The sequence below is a fragment of the Pseudomonas sp. B26(2017) genome, assembly GCF_002113045.1.
GTDB lineage: Bacteria > Pseudomonadota > Gammaproteobacteria > Pseudomonadales > Pseudomonadaceae > Aquipseudomonas.
In genome coordinates this window covers 150,716-165,360 of sequence record NZ_NEJJ01000018.1, presented here as the reverse complement: position 1 = coordinate 165,360, position 14,645 = coordinate 150,716, and the positions used below count along the sequence as shown (strand labels likewise).

The 14,645-nt window shown below is 62.5% G+C and carries 14 protein-coding genes; 9 read left to right on the top strand and 5 right to left on the bottom strand.

The genetic code is table 11. The features are described from left to right. Positions 1 to 15 precede the first annotated feature (15 nt). Entirely contained in the window at positions 16 to 2,175 is a 2,160-nt protein-coding gene (locus CAF79_RS24355) for a type I secretion system permease/ATPase (protein ID WP_085700672.1), read from the top strand. A gap of 10 nt (positions 2,176 to 2,185) precedes the next feature. Next, complete coding sequence (locus CAF79_RS24350; protein WP_085700671.1) at positions 2,186 to 3,547, top strand: HlyD family type I secretion periplasmic adaptor subunit; 1,362 nt, start codon at positions 2,186 to 2,188, stop codon at positions 3,545 to 3,547. 141 nt (positions 3,548 to 3,688) lie between these two features. Here the strand turns inward: CAF79_RS24350 and CAF79_RS24345 are convergent, their stop codons facing one another. Together CAF79_RS24345 and CAF79_RS24340 are read right to left on the bottom strand one after the other, a co-directional pair. Continuing rightward, positions 3,689 to 4,282 (bottom strand): tRNA-uridine aminocarboxypropyltransferase, encoded by a 594-nt coding sequence (locus tag CAF79_RS24345; protein WP_085700670.1) that lies wholly within the window; start codon positions 4,280 to 4,282, stop codon positions 3,689 to 3,691. A gap of 4 nt (positions 4,283 to 4,286) precedes the next feature. Next, positions 4,287 to 5,180, bottom strand: a complete 894-nt coding sequence (locus tag CAF79_RS24340; RefSeq protein WP_007956593.1) for a LysR family transcriptional regulator — start codon at positions 5,178 to 5,180, stop codon at positions 4,287 to 4,289. 313 nt (positions 5,181 to 5,493) lie between these two features. Here CAF79_RS24340 and speB point away from each other — a divergent pair, with 313 nt between their 5' ends. The 6 genes from speB (at position 5,494) to CAF79_RS24310 (ending at position 11,005) form a co-directional block, all read left to right on the top strand. Beyond that, positions 5,494 to 6,444, top strand: coding sequence for an agmatinase (gene speB / locus CAF79_RS24335; RefSeq protein WP_007956591.1), 951 nt, complete (start codon positions 5,494 to 5,496; stop codon positions 6,442 to 6,444). A 10-nt stretch (positions 6,445 to 6,454) separates the two neighbouring features. Then, complete coding sequence (locus CAF79_RS24330) at positions 6,455 to 6,877, top strand: nuclear transport factor 2 family protein (protein ID WP_085683062.1); 423 nt, start codon at positions 6,455 to 6,457, stop codon at positions 6,875 to 6,877. Positions 6,878 to 6,931: 54 nt separating this feature from the next. Continuing rightward, on the top strand, positions 6,932 to 8,443 hold the full coding sequence (locus CAF79_RS24325) for a cytosine permease (protein WP_011332981.1): 1,512 nt from the start codon (positions 6,932 to 6,934) through the stop codon (positions 8,441 to 8,443). A gap of 79 nt (positions 8,444 to 8,522) precedes the next feature. Next, positions 8,523 to 9,902 carry a sodium:solute symporter gene (locus CAF79_RS24320; RefSeq protein WP_085700669.1) on the top strand — a complete coding sequence of 460 codons (1,380 nt, stop codon included), beginning with the start codon at positions 8,523 to 8,525 and terminating at the stop codon, positions 9,900 to 9,902. Positions 9,903 to 9,986: 84 nt separating this feature from the next. Then, complete coding sequence (locus CAF79_RS24315; protein WP_085700668.1) at positions 9,987 to 10,712, top strand: MBL fold metallo-hydrolase; 726 nt, start codon at positions 9,987 to 9,989, stop codon at positions 10,710 to 10,712. A 44-nt stretch (positions 10,713 to 10,756) separates the two neighbouring features. Then, a complete protein-coding gene (locus CAF79_RS24310; RefSeq protein ID WP_007956577.1) occupies positions 10,757 to 11,005 on the top strand; it encodes a hypothetical protein in 249 nt (82 codons plus the stop codon). Between the two features lie 95 nt (positions 11,006 to 11,100). On the opposite strand, the gene CAF79_RS29555 is transcribed toward CAF79_RS24310, so the two are convergent. Beyond that, positions 11,101 to 11,229 (bottom strand): PA1414 family protein, encoded by a 129-nt coding sequence (locus CAF79_RS29555; protein WP_003184145.1) that lies wholly within the window; start codon positions 11,227 to 11,229, stop codon positions 11,101 to 11,103. Between the two features lie 142 nt (positions 11,230 to 11,371). Further along, positions 11,372 to 12,265, bottom strand: a complete 894-nt coding sequence (locus tag CAF79_RS24305; RefSeq protein ID WP_085700667.1) for a LysR family transcriptional regulator — start codon at positions 12,263 to 12,265, stop codon at positions 11,372 to 11,374. A 104-nt stretch (positions 12,266 to 12,369) separates the two neighbouring features. On the opposite strand from CAF79_RS24305, the gene CAF79_RS24300 reads away from it, so the two are divergent. Continuing rightward, entirely contained in the window at positions 12,370 to 13,551 is a 1,182-nt protein-coding gene (locus CAF79_RS24300; protein WP_085700666.1) for an MFS transporter, read from the top strand. Here CAF79_RS24300 and CAF79_RS24295 read toward each other — a convergent pair. Further along, positions 13,496 to 14,428: a DMT family transporter gene (locus CAF79_RS24295; protein ID WP_085700665.1), complete on the bottom strand. Its 933-nt coding sequence runs from the start codon at positions 14,426 to 14,428 to the stop codon at positions 13,496 to 13,498. The genes CAF79_RS24300 and CAF79_RS24295 overlap by 56 nt on opposite strands. Positions 14,429 to 14,645 lie beyond the last annotated feature (217 nt).

The following is a 14,645-nucleotide window of genomic DNA, read 5'->3' as shown; positions in this document are numbered from 1 at the left end:
ACGGGAGCGATCAATATGACCAGCATGCAACCCGGTAACACCGGGATCGATCCGCGGCTGAGCTTCGATGACCCGTTGCTCGACGGTCTGTTGATCCTCTGCAAACTCCATGGCGCGACGGTCAGTCGCGCCAGCCTGAGCGCCGGCCTGCCCCTGGACAAACAACGCCTGAGCCTGGACCTGCTGCCCCGCGCCGCAGCCCGGGCCGGGTTGCAGGCGCGCTTGCTGCGCCGGGAACTCAACGACATTTCAACGCTCAACCTGCCGGTGCTGTTGCTGCTGGGCAATGGGCGTACGGCAGTGCTGCGGCGGTTTGCCGAAGACGGCAAGGCGCTGATTCTGCCGAGTGAAGCCGACGGCGGCGAGCAATGGGTCAGCCGTGAAGAACTCACCGAACACTACAGCGGCCAGGCCCTGTTCGCCCGGCCCCGGCATGAACTGGAAGACCTGCGCTCGCCTTTGGTGCCACGAGTGCAGGCGTGGTTTCGCGACACCCTGAAGCTGTCGAAATGGCTGTACAGCGACGCGATCCTCGCCAGTTTCCTGATCAACCTGCTGGGCCTGATGGTGCCGCTGTTCGTCATGCAGACCTACGACCGCGTGGTGCCGAATCAGGCCACATCGACCCTGTGGGTGCTGGCGATCGGGTTGTTGATCGGCACCGGTTTCGAACTGGTGCTGCGGGTGGTGCGCGCGCACCTGCTGGACACTGCCGGCAAGAAGACCGACGTGATCCTTTCCGCGACTTTATTCGAGCGCATCACCGGCATGGCGATGAAGGCCCGGCCGGCGACCATCGGCGGATTCGCCCAGAGCATTCACGACTTTCAGGGCCTGCGGGATTTTCTCACCGCCGTGACCCTGACCAGCCTGATCGACCTGCCCTTCGTGGTGTTGATGCTGGTGGTGATCGGCCTGCTCGGTGGCTGGCTGGTAGTGATTCCGCTGCTGGCATTTCCGATCACGATCGTGTTCGCGATGATCATTCAGGCCCGTCTGCGCGATACCGTGCAGAAAAGCCTGAGCCTCGGCGCGGAGCGTCAGGCATTGCTGATCGAAACCCTCGGCGGCCTGGAAACCCTCAAGGCGTGCAGCGCCGAAAGCGAGCGCCAGCACAGATGGGAAAGCACCCACGGCGCCCTCACCCGCCTCGACAGCCATGCGCGCAATCTCTCGGCGCTGGCCACCAACGGCACGCTGTTCATCCAGCAGTTTTCGGGGATGGCGACGATTGTGGCCGGTGTCTACAGCATCATCGCCGGTAACCTCAGCGTCGGTGCGCTGGTGGCCAGTTACATGCTCGGCAGCCGCGTGCTCGCCCCGCTGGGCCAGATCGCCGGGCTGATTACCCGCTATCAGCAAGCGCAACTGACCATGAAAAGCACCGACGCGCTGATGTCCCTGCCCCAGGAGCGCGACGGCAAACAGCGGCCGCTGGAGCGCACGCAACTGCAAGGCGCGCTGGACGCCAACGCGGTTACCTTCCACTACAACGGCCAGAACGCCCCGGCCCTGAGCAACGTCAGCTTCAGCGTCAAACCCGGCGAACGGATCGGCATCATCGGTCGCAGCGGCTCGGGCAAAAGCACCCTGGCGCGGCTGGTGATGGGGTTCTACGAACCGGAAGAAGGCCAATTGCTGCTCGACAACCTCGACCTGCGGCAACTGGACGTCGCCGACCTGCGCCAGCAAATCGGTTATGTCGCCCACGACCTGCCGCTGCTGGCCGGCAGCCTGCGTGACAACCTGACCCTCGGCGCTCGCTACATCAGCGATTCGCGGATGCTCGAAGTCGCCGAACTGACCGGCGTCACCGAACTGGCCCGCCAGCATCCGCAAGGCTTCGATCGGCCGGTGGGTGAGCGCGGTCAACTGCTCTCCGGTGGCCAGCGCCAAGCGGTGCTGCTGGCCCGGGCGCTGTTGCTCGACCCGCCGATCATGCTGCTCGACGAACCCACCAGCGCCATGGACAACAGCAGTGAAGACGTCCTGCGCCAGAAGCTGCACGGCTGGGTGCAGGGCAAAACCTTGCTGCTGGTCACCCACCGTACCTCGATGCTGAGTCTGGTGGACCGGTTGCTGGTACTGGACAACGGCCGGATCGTCGCCGACGGTCCGAAAGAAGCGGTCATCGATGCACTGCGCAAGGGCCGGGTCGGCTCGGCAGCGGTCTAGGAGTTGCCCCATGTCTGCTTCGTCTTCTTCAAAACCGCGCGGTTACTTCGACAGCTTCGGCAAAAGCGCCGAAGCCGAATTCATGCCGGAAACCGCCGGCGCCTCGTTGCAGGACGCACCGCGCTGGTCGCGCATCACCGTGTGGCTGGCGGCAGCGCTGTTGATCAGTGCGCTGGTCTGGGCCAAGTTCGCGGTGCTCCAGGAAGTAACGATGGGCGAAGGCAAGGCGATTCCGTCGAGCAAGGTCCAGGTGATCCAGAACCTCGAAGGCGGGATCGTCACCGAGATCTTCGTGCGTGAAGGGCAAATGGTCAGCAAGGGCGACACCTTGCTGCGTCTGGATGACACGCGGTTTCTGTCGAACAAGGGTGAGAGCGAGGCCGATCGTTATGCCCTGACCGCGCAGGTCGAACGCTTGTCTGCCGAAGCCGAAGGCCGGCCGTTCAAGCTTTCGGACGAGGTGATCGCCAAGGCTCCGCAAGTGGCCGAGGACGAGCGCGCGCTGTATGAACAACGGCAACGGCGGCTGGCCAGCGAGCAGCGGACACTGTCGGAACAACTGAGGCAAAAAGCCCAGGAACTGGCGGAGTTTCGCTCGAAAGCCAGCCAGTACAGTTCGAGCCTGGCGCTGGTCAATCAGGAAATGAACATGTCCGAACCGCTGGTCAAGACCGGTGCCGTGTCGCCGGTGGAGATTCTGCGGCTCAAGCGCAGCGCCGTGGAAATTCGCGGTTCGTTGAATGCCACGACCCTGGCGATTCCCCGCGCCGAATCGGCCATCGCCGAGATCCGCAGCAAGATCGACGAATCGGAACAGACCTTCCGTTCCGAAGCGGCCAAGGAGCTCAACGAGAAACGCACCGACCTGTCGAAAATCACTGCGTCGAGCATCGCCATCGACGACCGCGTCAGCCGCACCACCGTGACCTCGCCGGTGCGTGGCGTGATCAAGCAGATGAAGGTCAACACCATCGGTGGCGTGGTGCAGCCGGGCAGCGACATGGTGGAAATCGTGCCGCTGGAAGACAACCTGCTGATCGAAGCCAAGGTCCGGCCGCAGGACGTGGCGTTCCTGCATCCGGGCCAGAAAGCCATGGTCAAGTTCAGTGCCTATGACTACACGATCTACGGCGGGCTCAGCGCCAAGCTTGAGCTGATCGGCGCCGACACCATCACCGACGACAAGGGCAACAGCTTCTACCTGATCCAGGTGCGCACCGACAAAAACCATTTGGGCGGGGATGTGAAACCGCTGCTGATCATTCCGGGGATGGTGGCGACGGTGGACATCATTACCGGGGAGAAAAGCGTGCTGGATTACCTGCTCAAACCGGTGCTCAAGGCCCGGACCGAAGCGATGCGCGAGCGTTGATAATTAGCCGGATTTTTGATCGTTCCCACGCTCTGCGTGGGAATGCATCCAGTGACGCTCTGCGTCACCGTCGCGAAGGGACGCGGAGCGTCCCGGGCGGCATTCCCACGCGGAGCGTGGGAACGATCAGGGCGAGTGCGATCAGCCTCCGTGATTCTTTTGGAAAGTCTCCTCCCCCATCGCCGCAATCTGCCCCTCGATCAGCGCCTCGAACGGCTTGAGCAACGGCTCGAAAGAGGCTGGTGCTTCCAGCGTCTGCAACGCCTGCACAATCGCCTCAATCGTCGACAACGCCCCCGGCCCCGGTGCCTTGCGCAGCCGATACCGGGAAACCCCGCCCTCGGCCAGCGTCACCCGTGGCAACGCCGCCAGCAGCGGATTGAGGTGCAACATCTTGCGCGCCTTGCGCCACGTGCCGTCCGGCACCACCAGCAGCAGCGGTTCATCGGACGCGGTGTACGCCTGCATCGGCTGCGCATCATCCGCCGGGAACAGCAACCGCGCCTGATAGCCCGGCCGGTTCAGCAGCGCGGGCAGATCCTCGAACACCTCGCCGACAATCAGTTCGGCATTGTTCAAACCGAGCGCCGCCAGCCGTGCTGTGTTGAGCGCGTGGCTGACCTCGCTCGGGTGCTGCAACAGCAACACCCGGGTGCGGCTGTCGAGGCTGGGGATCAGCGGGCACAGGCAATGGGTTTGTGGGCGCAGGCAGCGCGGGCATTGGGGTCTGGACATGTGCTTATGCCTGATTGAGCTGCGCTTTGAGCAGATCGCGGAAAGTCTGGATCAGCGGCTCGCGGCTGCGGCCACGGCGCATGATCATGGAAAACGGCGCCTGATAACCGAAGGTCGCCGGCAGCAGCACCCGCAGGTCGCCCTTGTCGGCCCAGGCTTGGGCGTAGTGCTCCGGCAGGTAGCCGATGTAGGCGCCGGACAGGACCAGAATCAGCTGCGCTTCCATACTTTCTACCGTCGCAGCACTGTGTTTGAAACCGTGGCGCGCCAGTTCGGCTTGGCTCCAGTAGCCCCGACCGACCATGCGTTGCTGAGTGATGACCTGCTCGGGAATCCGCCGCTCGTTGAACAACGGGTGACGGCTGCTGCAATACAGCCAGTGCTGTTCGCGGTACAGCGGCATGTACACCAGACCGCTCATGCGCGTGGAGAATGCACCAATGGCCAGATCGAGGCGGTTGTCCTGCACGCCGAGTTGCAGTTCGTAGGGACTCATCACCGACAGGTGCAAATGCACCGCCGGGTGTTCCTGGCTGTAGGCGCCGATGGCTTCGGCAAACGGCAGGGCTTTGTCGCTGACCGTGGAATCGATCACCCCGAGGTTGAGCGTGCCGCGCAATTCGCCCTTGAGCGCGGCGGCGTATTGCTCGAAACCTTCGAGTTCGGCCAGCAGGCGCAGGGTTTCCTGATGGAACAGTTCGCCCTTGCTGGTCAGGCTGAAACCGCCACGCCCGCGGTGGCACAGCACCAGACCCAGCGCGGCTTCGAGCTGGCTCATGTAGGTGCTGATCGCCGACGTCGACAGGTTGAGTTCCTGCTGCGCGTTGGCAAACCCCTGATGACGCACGACGCTGACGAAGATGCGCAAAAGTTTCAGGTCGGGTAAAGCGTTGGCCATGTTTACTCCAAGGATCGTTCTACGTAGATCGTTCCCGTGCTGCGCGTGGGAATGCCGCCTTGGACGCTCTGCGTCCGCTTCACGGCTGTGACGCGGAGCGTCACCGGATGCATTCCCACGCAGAGCGTGGGAACGATCAGCGAGAAGTCTATCCACCTCCCCGGCATTAGTTTAGAAAATTCTGAACTAAGTATTTGCCCGTAGCGATTCTTCCGCCGCACTACATTTCGCAGAATCGGCCCACAGCGGTGCCCGTGACCTTGCGAATGCGGCGCGCCGACATAAATAAAACAAAGACGATGAGGCCCTACCCGTGGACAAGATTCTTCACCAACCACTGGGCGGCAACGAAATGCCGCGCTTCGGCGGCATCGCCACCATGCTCCGACTCCCCCATGTACCGACCGCTGCCGGCCTGGACGCTGCCTTCGTTGGCGTGCCACTGGACATCGGTACTTCGCTGCGCCCCGGCACCCGCTTCGGGCCGCGCGACATCCGCACCGAATCGGTGATGATCCGCCCGTACAACATGGCCACCGGCGCTGCGCCGTTCGACTCGCTGTCGGTTGCCGACATCGGTGACGTGGCGATCAACACCTTCAACCTGCTCGACGCCGTGCGCATCATCGAAGAAGCCTACGACAACATCCTCGAGCACAACGTGATCCCGATGACCCTGGGTGGCGACCACACCATCACCCTGCCGATCCTGCGTGCCATCCACAAAAAGCACGGCAAGGTCGGACTGGTGCACATCGATGCTCACGCTGACGTCAACGATCACATGTTCGGCGAGAAGATCGCCCACGGCACGACCTTCCGTCGCGCCGTCGAGGAAGGTCTTCTGGACTGCGACCGTGTGGTGCAGATTGGTCTGCGTGCGCAGGGCTATACCGCTGACGACTTCAATTGGAGCCGCGATCAGGGCTTCCGCGTCGTTCAGGCCGAAGAGTGCTGGCACAAGTCGCTGGAACCGCTGATGGCCGAAGTGCGCGAGAAAGTCGGTGGCGGCCCGGTGTACCTGAGCTTCGACATCGACGGCATCGACCCGGCCTGGGCGCCTGGCACCGGCACCCCGGAAATCGGTGGTCTGACGACCATTCAGGCGATTGAAATCGTTCGCGGCTGTCAGGGCCTCGACCTGATCGGCTGCGATCTGGTAGAAGTCTCGCCCGCTTATGACACCACCGGCAACACCTCGCTGCTGGCCGCCAACCTGCTGTACGAAATGCTCTGCGTACTGCCGGGTGTGGTCCACCGCTGAGGGTCGGGTCATGAACGAACGTGATCAGGTTCTGAAAGCGGCCGCCGATCTGGTGTCCGCCTTCGCCCGCAACGATCGCGAAGCCTACTTCGGCGCGTTCAGCGCCGATGCGAGCTTCGTGTTCTACACCCTCGAACAGCCCCTGCTGTCGCGCGATGCCTATCAGGCGTTGTGGGACAGCTGGCGCGCCGAGGATGGCTTCGAGGTGCTGTCGTGCACCTCGAGCAACGCCTTCGTCAGCCTGCAAGGTGATGTGGCGATTTTCATCCATGACGTGGCCACCGAGCTGCGCATGCAAGGGGAGCAACACTTCAGCCAGGAGCGCGAGACGATTGTTTTCAGAAAACAAGCGTCGAGCCTAGAACAACAAGGCCATTGGCTGGCCTGCCACGAACATTTGTCCGCAATGCCGGAAGGGCTGCCACCCCCTTAGCCAAACAGGTGACGCTCACGCACGATGAGCGCGCCTTTGTGATCGGAGCAGATCATGAATAACAACAACAAAGACCAAAGCCTTACGCAGATTGAAACCCACGGGGTCGAACAGATCCCGGACAACGAACGCACCGCCGGTCCTGTGGACTTGTTCCGCATGATCTTTGGCGGCGCGAATACCTTTGCCACCGCCGTGCTCGGCAGTTTCCCGGTGCTATTCGGCCTGTCCTTTCAGGCGGGCGTCTGGGCGATTGTTTCGGGCGTGCTGCTCGGCTCGCTGATCCTCGCACCGATGGGCCTGTTCGGTCCGCTCAACGGCACCAACAATGCCGTGTCGTCCGGTGCGCACTTCGGCGTGCACGGGCGGATCGTCGGTTCGTTCCTGTCGCTGTTGACCGCCATCGCCTTCTTCTCGCTCTCGGTGTGGAGTTCGGGAGATGCGTTGATCGGTGGTGCGAAACGCCTGATCGGCCTGCCGGAAACCGACCTGACCCTGGGCCTGGCCTACGGTCTGTTCGCGATTCTGGTGCTGACCGTGTGCATCTACGGCTTCCGCTTCCTGCTGTGGGTGAACAAGGTCGCGGTGTGGAGCGCGAGCCTGCTGTTCCTGCTGGGCATCTTCGCCTTCGCCGGTCCCTTCGATTCGCACTACGCCGGCACCGTCAGCCTCGGTCAGCCGGGCTTCTGGGCCGCGTTCATCGGCGCCGCGCTGGTGGCCATGAGCAACCCGATTTCCTTCGGCGCGTTCCTCGGCGACTGGGCCCGCTACATCCCGCGTGAAACTTCGCGTCAGCGGATCATGGCGGCAGTGATTTTCTCGCAGATCGCCACCTTCATCCCGTTCCTGTTCGGCCTGACCACCGCGACCATCGTGGCGATCCAGGCGCCGGACTACATCGCGGCCAACAACTACGTCGGCGGTCTGCTGGCGGTGTCGCCGAGCTGGTTCTTCCTGCCGGTGTGCCTGATTGCGGTGATCGGCGGCATGTCCACCGGCACCACGTCGCTGTACGGCACCGGGCTGGACATGTCGAGCGTGTTTCCGCGCCTGCTGTCGCGGGTCAAGGCGACGTTGCTGATCGGCGTGCTGTCGATCGCCTTCATCTTCATCGGGCGCTTCGCGGCGAACCTGGTGCAGAGCGTGTCGACCTTCGCCGTGCTGATCATCACCTGCACCACCCCGTGGATGGTGATCATGATCATCGGCCTGGTGGTGCGTCGCGGCTTCTACTGCCCGGACGACCTGCAAGTGTTCACGCGCGGCGAGCAAGGCGGACGCTACTGGTTCAGCCACGGCTGGAACTGGCGCGGTCTGGGCGCGTGGATCCCGAGCGCGGCTGTCGGCCTGTGCTTCGTCAACCTGCCGGGGCAGTTCGTCGGCCCGCTGGGTGAACTGGCCGGCGGCATCGACATCAGCCTGCTGGTGACCCTGGGCCTGGCCTCGGTGATGTACCTGATGCTGCTGAGCCTGTTCCCGGAACCGGCGCTGGTCTACGGCCCGAAGGATCCCCGGAGCAAAGGCGCCCATGCGCCGGCTGAAGCGGCGCTGCGTCAGGCCGCCTGAAGAAACGAATCGTCTGTGGGAGTCAGCCTTCTCCCACAGTGTTCCACCTCATAAAAAAGACAATCGGAGACACGCCATCATGGCTTTGGATTTATTCGTCGTCCTCATCTACGCGGCCGGCATGCTCTTGCTCGGCTACTTCGGCATGCGCAAGGCCAAGACCAACGAGGACTTCCTCGTCGCCGGACGTAACCTCGGCCCGAGCCTGTACATGGGCACCATGGCCGCGACCGTTCTCGGTGGCGCGTCCACCGTCGGCACCGTGCGTCTGGGCTACGTGCACGGCATCTCCGGTTTCTGGCTGTGCGCGGCACTGGGTTGCGGCATCGTGGCGCTGAACCTGTTCCTGGCCAAGCCGCTGCTGAAACTGAAGATCTACACCGTTACCCAGGTGCTGGAAAAACGCTACAACCCGATGGCCCGCTCGGCGAGCGCGGCGATCATGCTGGCCTACGCGCTGATGATCGGCGTGACCTCGATCCTCGCCATCGGCACCGTGCTGCAAGTGCTGTTCGGCCTGCCGTTCTGGGTCTCGGTGCTGCTCGGCGGTGGCGTGGTGGTGGTGTACTCGGCCATCGGCGGCATGTGGTCGCTGACCCTGACCGACATCGTCCAGTTCATCATCAAGACTGTCGGCCTGATGTTCATCCTTCTGCCAATCTGCCTGTACCGCGTCGGCGGCTGGGATGAGCTGGTGCTGAAACTGCCGGCGACGGCGTTCAACTTCACCACCATCGGCTGGGACACGATCATCACCTACTTCATGATCTACTTCTTCGGCATCCTGATCGGTCAGGACATCTGGCAACGGGTGTTCACCGTCAAGAACGAAAAAGTGGCTCAGTACGCCGGTAGCCTCGCGGGCATCTACTGCATTCTCTACGGTCTGGCCTGTGCTCTCATCGGCATGGCGGCACACGTACTGATTCCGGATCTGGACAACGTCAACAACGCCTTCGCCGCGATCGTCAAACTGTCGCTGCCGGACGGTATCCGTGGCCTGGTGATCGCCGCTGCCCTGGCCGCAATGATGTCCACCGCCAGCGCCGGCCTGCTCGCCGCGGCCACTACCCTGACCGAAGACCTGCTGCCGAAACTGCGTGGCGGCAAACAGTCGAGCCTGGGTGTGAACCGCCTGTTCACCCTGCTGACCGGTGCCGTGGTCCTGGCCATCGCGCTGGTGGTCAACGACGTGATCAGCGCCCTGACCCTCGCTTACAACCTGTTGGTGGGCGGCATGCTGATCCCGCTGATCGGTGCAATCTTCTGGAAACGCGCAACCACCGCCGGCGCCATCGCCAGCATGGGTCTGGGTTTCGCCACCGCCCTGCTGTTCATGTTCAAGGACGGCCTGGACGCCAACACGCCGATCTACTACAGCCTGGCTGTGGGTCTGGTGAGTTTTGTGGTGGTCAGCCTGATGTCCCGTCGCCCAAACGCGGTGGCCAGCGCGATCTAAGCTGAACACAACGACTTGATGCTTTCTTCGGCGGGTGTGGCGTCGGTTGCCACACCCGTTTTTTTCGTCTGGAGAAAATGCTTGATGAAGATTGTTTCTCGCGATCAGTGGTTCGAAGTGCAAACCCTGAGTGACGGCATTCGGCTGATTCACGAGCCGTACATCCGCCCGTTCTATCGCTGCAACCTGTGGCATGTTCAGGGTCGGGACAAGGATCTGTTGCTCGACAGCGGTTCCGGGCTGGTCAGCCTGCGCGAGCAACTGCCATGGCTGACCGAACGGCCGCTGGTGGCGGTGGCCAGTCACTGCCATTTCGACCACATCGCCGGGCATCACGAGTTTGCCGAACGGCTGGTGCATCCCGCCGAGGCGGACATTCTGGCAGCGCCGGATGGCGAAAATGATCTGAGCCGGGCCTTCGTCGGCGACGACATGTTCGAAGCGCACCCGGATTGCCCGTTGTGCTACGCCGAATACCGGGTCAAGGCAGCGCCCGCTACCGGGTTTGTCGAGGAAGGCGATGTGCTGGACCTCGGCAATCGAACCTTGCAGGTGCTGCACACGCCGGGGCATTCACCGGGCGGGATCAGCCTCTACGAAGCGGCCACGGAAACCCTGTTCAGCGGCGACATCATTTACGACGGCCCGCTGATAGAAGACGCCTACCACTCCAACCTCGACGACTACGCCGCCAGCCTGCGACGCCTGCAGGCGTTGAAGATCCGCACGGTGCACGGCGGGCACTTCGGCAGTTTCTCGGGAGAGCGCTTACGTTCGATGATTGACGAATGGTTGCGCCGACACGCCTGAGGCCTGCTGTACTCCAGTCAGACCAACAACCATAAAGATCTGCAATGAGAAGAGCTGCCGTGCGTGCTGCCGTGCACCGGTTCATCCTGCGCCTGCTGGAAAATCGTGAATTCGACGACAACACCAGCCTCGCGCAGCTGGGGCTGGAAAAAGCGGATATCGAAGATCTGATCTTCCATCTGGAAGATGAATTCGGACTGACGGCCTTCACCGCCGAAGAGGACCGGATGCTCAAGACCGCGAAAACCGCGAATGACCTGAGCCGGTTTCTGATGGAAATCGGGCGTCACTGAAAAAACAAAAGATCGCACCCGGTCGCCACTCCATGGAATGGCGACCGGGTGCGATCTTCTGTCGTTTAAATCCTTTGATCCTTCAAAGCGGGGCATTACCGCCGACGTGGCTGACGCCGACGCTGTTCGTCATCGGTGCGAATCGGGACCGGTTGCAGAGGCGGTTCGATCAAGCCGAGGGCAACACCCAAATCGTGCAGCCAGTTTTGAATTTTCTCTTTCATCGTCATGCCCCCTTCAGGGTGGTGCTGAGCGTCCGGAATTCTGAGGCCGCTTCGCACTGATAATAGTCCGAAGTCCTACGCAATGCTCGGCCAAATCCGCAATGATCTGTTACTGAATTGATCCAAATCCCTGACCGTTCGTTCAAGCCGTTTCCCGCACGTCTTCGCCAGCCACGGGATAGAGCGCCTGCTGCTGTTCGATCCACGCATTGAGGTTGGCCCCAACCATGCCCCGCCGCCACATCAGCCATGTTGTCGCACTGGCAAAAGGCTCGGCCAGCGGATGCACCGCCACGCTTTCGCGCCCCGGCAGGCTGGCGAGCATCGACTCCGACATCAGCGCCACGCCACTGCCGGCAATCACGCAGGCGAGCATGCCCTGATAGGACTCGATCTCCATCGCCCGGCCCATCGCCGCCTGATAGTGGGCGAACCACGCTTCCAGCCGCGCGCGGTAGGCGCAGCCATGACGAAAGGTGAACACCGCCCGCCCCTCGACATCCTTGGCACTGCGCACCGGCGGGTGATCGGCCTCGCTGATCAGCACCAGCCGCTCGTTGCACAACGGCACACCGTCGATCCCGGCCAGTTGCGGCGGGCCGTCCACCAGTGCGGCGTCGAGGCGTCCGGTGAGCAGGCCTTCGAGCAATTCACCACTGGGCCCGGACTGCACCTGAAGATTCACCGCCGGATACTGTTTGTGATAGCGCGCCAGCAACGCCGGCAGATGAATCGCTGCCGTACTGTACAGCGTGCCGAGCACGAAATCCCCCGCGGGTTGCCCGCCCATCACCGCCGCACTGGCCTGATCGCGCAAGGCGAACAGTTTGCCGGTGTAGTCCAGCAGGACTTTTCCTGCAGGCGACAACTGCAAACGCTGACGCTCACGGACGAACAATTCGACACCCAGTTGCTCCTCCAGCTGCTTAAGCCGGGTCGACAGGTTCGACGGCACGCGGTGCAAACGTTCGGCGGCGCGGGTGATCGAGCCCTCCTGAGCCACGGCCTGGAAGATCCGCAATTGGCTGAACTCCACACCTTTTCTCCTGAACAGAACAAGTTGCTCACTATTATTCAATTTTAAAGAAAGTCAATCAGTCCTAGCCTGACGGTCATTGAACCACCAACGGAATTCAGACCATGTCCCCGCTGATTCGCTTATCCGCCTGTTTCATCGCCCTGATGATGGCCATGGGCATCGGGCGTTTCGCCCTCACCCCGCAATTGCCGCACCTGCTCAGCGAAGGCCAGATCGACCTGACCGCCGCCGGTCTGATTGCGGCGGCCAACTACCTCGGCTATTTGCTTGGTGCGGTGGATGCGATGTTTTCCCGCCGGCCGGATCAGGTCCAGCGTCGCCTGCACGGCGGTCTGTGGTTGTGCGTGCTGCTGACGCTGGCGTCGTTCTGGGCCAACGGTTTCTGGTCGCACCTGCTGCTGCGCTTCGGCACCGGAGTGGCGAGCGCCTGGGTGCTGGTGATGATTACTGCGTTGAGTCAGCCGCTGGCTGCGGCCACAGGTCGTCCGCGTCTGGGAGCGCTGGTGTTTGCCGGGCCCGGGCTGGGGATTTTTCTGACGGGACTGCTGGCTCTGTTCTCACATCTGGCGCAGCAGACTTCCGCGACTCTGTGGCTGATTTACGCTGCTGTGGCGCTGGGGATGTTGCTGGCGATCGTGCGGATCCTGCCGCAACCGGGCGTCGGTGTGCCGGCCGCACCGACCGCCGTGAATTCGTCGAATCGCGGCATCGGGCGCTTGGCGGTGGTGTATGCCTTGTATGGTGTGGGCTACATCATTCCGGCCACGTTTCTGTCGCAGATGGCCAACGCGCAGTTTCACGGGCAATGGCAGGCCGATCTGTTCTGGCCGTGCTTCGGCCTCGGCGCTGCGATCGGGGTTTTGCTGGTGAGTTTGCGTCGGCATGATCCAGACACCACCCGGCACTGGTTGATGGCGACGTTGTGGCTGCAGGCTGCCGGGGTTTTCGCTTGCCTGCTGGGCAGTGGCCTCGGCCTGGCATTGGGCGTGATCCTGTGCGGCACGCCGTTCCTGGCCTGCATGCAACTGGTGATGCAACGCTCCCGGGAACTGGCGCCCCACGCCACCCAGCGCAACGCCGGCCTGCTCACCGCGTGCTTCGCCGTCGGCCAACTCAGCGGGCCGTTGCTGGCGGCGCTCAGCAGCCATTTCAGCGGTGGCCTGCAACCGGCGCTGGTGATCGCCGGCAGCGGCCTGTTGATTGCCGGCGGTCTGGCATGCAAATCGATTACGGCTGACCGAGGGCTTTGCGCAAACGCCGACGCACCCACTGTTCCGCGCTGACGAAGGTGATGCCGAGCAGCACCAGCACGGCACCGATGATGAAGTTCAGGCTCAGTTCTTCGCCGAGCAACACCACGCCGAAGGTCACGCCGAACAACGGCGTCATGAAGGAAAACACCGCGAGGTTGGCCGCCAGATAACGGCGCAGTAGCCAGAACCAGGTCAGGTAACTGAAGAACGACACGACCAGGCCCTGAAACAGCACGCTGCCCACCGCCACGACGGTCAGGCTGACGTGGGTGATCTGGCCGCTGAGCAGCGCAATCAGCAACAGGCCAATGAAACCGACGATCAGTTGATAGAACAGGGTCAGCGTCACCGGAGCCTCCGACAGACGCGAGGCGCGCACCACCACAGTGGTCGCGCCCCAACTGGCGCCGGCCAGCACGCCGAGGGCATCGCCCATCAACATGCGGCGGTCGAGGTTGGACCACGACACACCGCCGGCAAACGCGATGGCAATGCCGACGAACGCGAGGAAAATCCCCAGCCATTGCACCGGCCGCAGACGCTCGCTGGGCAACAGGAAATGCACGCCAAGCGCGGTGAAGATCGGCGCGGTATAGAGGAACACCGACATGTGCGCGGCGGTGGTCAACTGCAAGCCTTCGGAGATGAACAGGAACTCGAGCCCGAACAAGGCACCGGCCAGCAAGCCGCCGCGCCAGGTCGTGCCGACCTGATCCCAGCCACCCTTCCAGCAGATCAACAGTCCTACCAGCAATGCGGAAATCCCCGATCGCCCCGCCGCCTGCATCACCGGCGCAATGTCGGTCGCCGCCCACTTGATCATCACCTGCTGTACGCCCCAGATCAGGCAAAGGCCGATCATCACTTGCAGGGCAAAACCGTCGGCACTGCGCCGACTGACGCTCACCTCGACACCTCGAACACACACGACATGGCAGTTTTTCCAATGGTCAAACAAAGCCCCGGCTCTTCGTCCGGGGCGAAAAATAGTGAGTGAATTATTAACCAGTCAGCCAGAAAAAGCCGTCTGGAAAAGACATCTGATGCTCCTGCAACGTCAGCGGCGAATGGCTGACGGCTGCACCGTCAATCGCTGGCAAGGCGTCAGTTCAAACAACCAAAAA

Coding starts and splice junctions, on each gene's coding strand:
- CAF79_RS24355 (WP_085700672.1), top strand. CDS start 16: ATGACCAGCATGCAACCCGGTAACACCGGGATCGATCCGCGGCTGAGC.
- CAF79_RS24350 (WP_085700671.1), top strand. CDS start 2,186: ATGTCTGCTTCGTCTTCTTCAAAACCGCGCGGTTACTTCGACAGCTTC.
- CAF79_RS24345 (WP_085700670.1), bottom strand. CDS start 4,282: ATGTCCAGACCCCAATGCCCGCGCTGCCTGCGCCCACAAACCCATTGC.
- CAF79_RS24340 (WP_007956593.1), bottom strand. CDS start 5,180: ATGGCCAACGCTTTACCCGACCTGAAACTTTTGCGCATCTTCGTCAGC.
- CAF79_RS24330 (WP_085683062.1), top strand. CDS start 6,455: ATGAACGAACGTGATCAGGTTCTGAAAGCGGCCGCCGATCTGGTGTCC.
- CAF79_RS24325 (WP_011332981.1), top strand. CDS start 6,932: ATGAATAACAACAACAAAGACCAAAGCCTTACGCAGATTGAAACCCAC.
- CAF79_RS24320 (WP_085700669.1), top strand. CDS start 8,523: ATGGCTTTGGATTTATTCGTCGTCCTCATCTACGCGGCCGGCATGCTC.
- CAF79_RS24315 (WP_085700668.1), top strand. CDS start 9,987: ATGAAGATTGTTTCTCGCGATCAGTGGTTCGAAGTGCAAACCCTGAGT.
- CAF79_RS24310 (WP_007956577.1), top strand. CDS start 10,757: ATGAGAAGAGCTGCCGTGCGTGCTGCCGTGCACCGGTTCATCCTGCGC.
- CAF79_RS29555 (WP_003184145.1), bottom strand. CDS start 11,229: ATGAAAGAGAAAATTCAAAACTGGCTGCACGATTTGGGTGTTGCCCTC.
- CAF79_RS24300 (WP_085700666.1), top strand. CDS start 12,370: ATGTCCCCGCTGATTCGCTTATCCGCCTGTTTCATCGCCCTGATGATG.